Genomic DNA, 3,577 nt, shown 5'->3' on the forward strand with positions numbered 1-3,577 from the left:
CCGCATAACTGGTCCGCCGCCAGCGCGGTGCGCGACAAAAAGGCCGCCGGGGGATAAAGGCGCAACGTCTCGTTCACGACCCGCGCGATATAGGGCATCGCAGGAATATCATCGGGCCGGGCCACGCGCCCGCCCAGAACGCCGCGTGCCTCGGCTGCGGCGCGTTCCTGGACACGCGGATCGAAGGCACAGAGATACAATGCCCAGGCCAGGGTCAGGGCCGTCGTCTCGTGTCCGGCAACGATGAAGGTCAGCAGATTGTCGCGCAGTTCCTCGCGGGTCATGCAGCGCCCGGTTTCCGGATCCTGCGCATCCAGCAGCAGATCCAGCAGATCAGGCGTTCCGCGCAGATCGGTCCGGCTGGCCCGCGCAGTGATTGCCTCATCCGCGATGGCCCGCATCCGCTTCAGCGCGGCAGTGGCAAACAGCCGGCCGGGCCGGGGGATCCAGGCGGGCACGCCCGCCACATCCAGAAGCGACATGCGCGCGGTTTTCGAGATATAGGCCTCGAACGCCTTGTGCACCATGCCGCTGTCCATGCCGCCACTGCCCGAGAAGGTCACATCCGAGATCACCTCGAACGTAGCCTTGACGGTTTCCTCGAACATGTCCACCGGACCCTGTACCGCCTCAAGCCGCCGACAGCTTGCCTCGGCGGCGGCGCTCATGACTGGTCCAAGGGCCATCATGTTGCGCGAGGCGAATGCGGGGGCGATTGCCCGCCGCTGCCAGCGCCATTCGGCACCCTCGGCGATGAACAGGCTGTTGCCGATGGCCGGGCTGAGGATCAGCTTGGTCACGACGGATTTCGGGTAATATTCGACCCGCTCTTTCAGGATTCGCCGCAGGCTTTCGGGATCCATGACCATATGCCAGCGCACTCCGGTCTTGCCCGAGACGATGGGCTGCCGCACCGCCAGTTCCGGAATGATCCGCATGACATCCTTGCGCGCCAGCAAGGCTGTCCGCAAAGTCCCCACCGGATGCCGCGCAAGCGCCACCTTCACAGGTTCGGAACCCGTGTTGCCCTGGCCTCGACAGCGGGGCAGGAACGGCTGATGTTCAGAAACCAGCGACATGGTGCAAAGATACCCGCAGCCTGCCGCAACGACAATCACGATTGCGCCCCCCCGACTGAATCCCGGCAATAGCATGTACATATAGGCGACTTTTCGCCCATCTGGCATCTGTCAGGGATTACTTGCCTTTAAGGCAGTTTTCCCGGTCAAAGGACCGATCCAGGCAAAGCCCCGGCATGGCAAGATACCGCCCCGCCTTTCCGAAAGGGAAATCGTCGGGAACAATCCGTCTGTCCCGCGAAAACAGACCCTTCTGCCCGACATGTCAGGCCGCGCAAGCAGCGGGCGTTGCTTTGGCGTTTTGCGCAACGGTGTTTCCGCAGGTCGGGAAAAATCCCGGCAAAAGCTGGGAATACTTCCGGATTTTGCCTGCACAGGGCAGGCACAAGATATGCACAGCCTGTACACCGCCTGCGCACCGTCATCACATGTCACCGGGATCCTTGCACTGACGGCCCCGTTGCGTGTTTGCGTCCCGCGGTGGCCGGGGGGATTGCATCCCCCGGACCCCCGGCGAGTGCCTGCGGCGGGCGGGGTGCTTGTTGGTGGGAGTGGTGCCGGGTGCCCTGCCCCACCACCCGCAGGCCGGAGCGCGCGCCGAAGGCGCGCCCCCGGCCGGGCGGCAGCGCGCGGTTCGGGCTTTGCCCGGACCGCATCCCCCTTTCCGCCTGCGCGGTACGGGGAAGTTCAGCAGCGGTGGCTGCCGCTAAACGGGCATGGCCGGATGCGGACCGGTATTTGTGGATCGGGGCTGGCGGTCGCGGGGTTTCCTGTTTGCACCTGTTCCGGCAATGCCGCACAAGGCAGAGGGATCAGGACACTGACGAAGGCTCACCCTTGCCGAAAGTGGGGATGGAGGGACAGGCAGATGAAAGTCGAAGGCAACAGCGACGGGATTTCCATTCAGATCGGAGCCGGGACGAATACGGATGCGATCCGCGTGATCTCTGTCGGCAGCGGCAACGAGCTGTCGATTGGCAGCGATTGCAGGATTGCGGGGCATTTCTTTCTGGCGCATGGCGCGAAGCTGCTGATCGGGGACAACCTGAAATGTACCTCGCGCATCCTCTGCCATCTGCACGAGGGTGCGTCGGTTCGGATCGGAAACGGGTGCCTGTTCGCAAGCGAGGTTTCCTTTCGTCCGACCGATGCGCACAAGATCTTCGATCTTGAGACCGGCAGCCGGATCAATGCGCCGCAACCCATCACGATCGGCAACAATGTCTGGATCGGAGAAAATGCGCTGATCCTCAAGGGGGCGCGCATTGGCGATGGATCGGTCGTCGGCGCGCGGTCGGTTGTCACCTCGGCCTTCGACAAGCCGAACTGCCTGATCGCAGGGCAGCCCGCGAAACTCATCCGCGAGGGCGTTCGGTGGGAGCCGTGATGTGCCTTGATCAGGGGCCGGGTGGTTTGCGGATGTTGAAAACCATCCTGTGTTCCTGCCGGGTCTCGCCCTCGCCCACTGCGACCTGATAGCCCGCATCGTCGATATTGTACCCCTTTTGCATCGCGATCAGCAGGACTGCGCCAAAGGTGGCAAAGCCCAGAACGATGCAGATCGCGGCGATGATCGCGAGGGCGACAAGGATGGTGCCGGTCGAGACGGGTTCGACAAAGGGGCGGGCAAGGCGCGAGGCGTCGGTGATCTGCCCCCCGCGCGACAGGATTTCGCGGTGGAACGCCTGCGCCAGCGGGCCGCCCACGGCCATGTCCACCGGGGCGTTCTGGTCGATCAGCAGGCGCAGCCGGGCATGGCTGGCTGGCTCGGTCAGTTCGGTCAGCACGGGCGGGGGGCTGCCGTCGGGCGAGGCGTGAACCCTGAGACGGAAGGTCAGCGCCCCTGCCGGAACCGGGTGTCGCCAGCGCACTGCCAGCCGCAGCCTGCCGGTAGTGCCGCGTGGCGGAAGCGTGGCCAGTTCGGCCCCCGCGCCGATGCTGGCCTCGGTCAGGGCCAGATCGACAAGCGCCAGCCGCAACCCCTGCGGGATCGTGACATCAAAACTTTCCTCGCCGCTGTCGATCCGGGGCATGTGGAACAACCCCTCGGGCGCGGCAAAGCGGCGGGCCTCGTCAAGCAGGACGCGATGGCCCTGCACGCGACGGCCATGGGGGGCGGCTTCGGCACCGGGGCCAGAGGCGGTCAGGCCCTGCGCCCGAACGCCGCCCGCGCCGGGCGAAGCCGCTAGGGAAAAAGCCGGGCGACGAAGGCGGCGGCCTCTTCCGGGTTTGCGCCGCCCGCGATTGCCGCCGCGATGGCGCGGCTGCGGCGGTCGCCGGTGGGGTCGGTCGCGCTGGCGCTGCGACCGTATCGGCGCGAGCCGTCGAATGTGGTTTCGGTCCAGACCGCCTGACCGAAGCCCTCGATCAGCGACAGGCCGGGCACACCGGCGCTGACACCCAGTTCGGCGACAAAGCCGATGGGCTGGCGGTCGGAATTGAACACCACATGCGCGCCCACCGGCACGTCGAACGTCCCCGCATCGAACCAGCCCAGG

The 3,577-nt window shown here is 65.7% G+C and carries 4 protein-coding genes; 1 reads left to right on the forward strand and 3 read right to left on the reverse strand.

All coding sequences use genetic code 11. The features are described from left to right. On the reverse strand, positions 1-938 hold a 938-nt coding region (locus tag ACK5L9_RS22030; RefSeq protein WP_416913601.1), incomplete at its 3' end, for a cytochrome P450. Between the two features lie 1,009 nt (positions 939-1,947). Between ACK5L9_RS22030 and ACK5L9_RS22035 the strand changes: the two genes are divergently transcribed. Next, on the forward strand, positions 1,948-2,466 hold the full coding sequence (locus ACK5L9_RS22035; protein ID WP_416913602.1) for an acyltransferase: 519 nt from the start codon (positions 1,948-1,950) through the stop codon (positions 2,464-2,466). Positions 2,467-2,476: 10 nt separating this feature from the next. On the opposite strand, the gene ACK5L9_RS22040 is transcribed toward ACK5L9_RS22035, so the two are convergent. Both ACK5L9_RS22040 and ACK5L9_RS22045 read right to left on the reverse strand, forming a co-directional pair. Then, complete coding sequence (locus ACK5L9_RS22040; protein WP_416913603.1) at positions 2,477-3,178, reverse strand: hypothetical protein; 702 nt, start codon at positions 3,176-3,178, stop codon at positions 2,477-2,479. 86 nt (positions 3,179-3,264) lie between these two features. Then, the coding region (locus ACK5L9_RS22045) for a hypothetical protein (RefSeq protein WP_416913604.1) at positions 3,265-3,577 on the reverse strand (313 nt) is incomplete at its 5' end.

Origin of the sequence: Paracoccus sp. (in: a-proteobacteria), assembly GCF_047973135.1 — a bacterium.
Classification (GTDB): Bacteria; Pseudomonadota; Alphaproteobacteria; order Rhodobacterales; family Rhodobacteraceae; genus Paracoccus.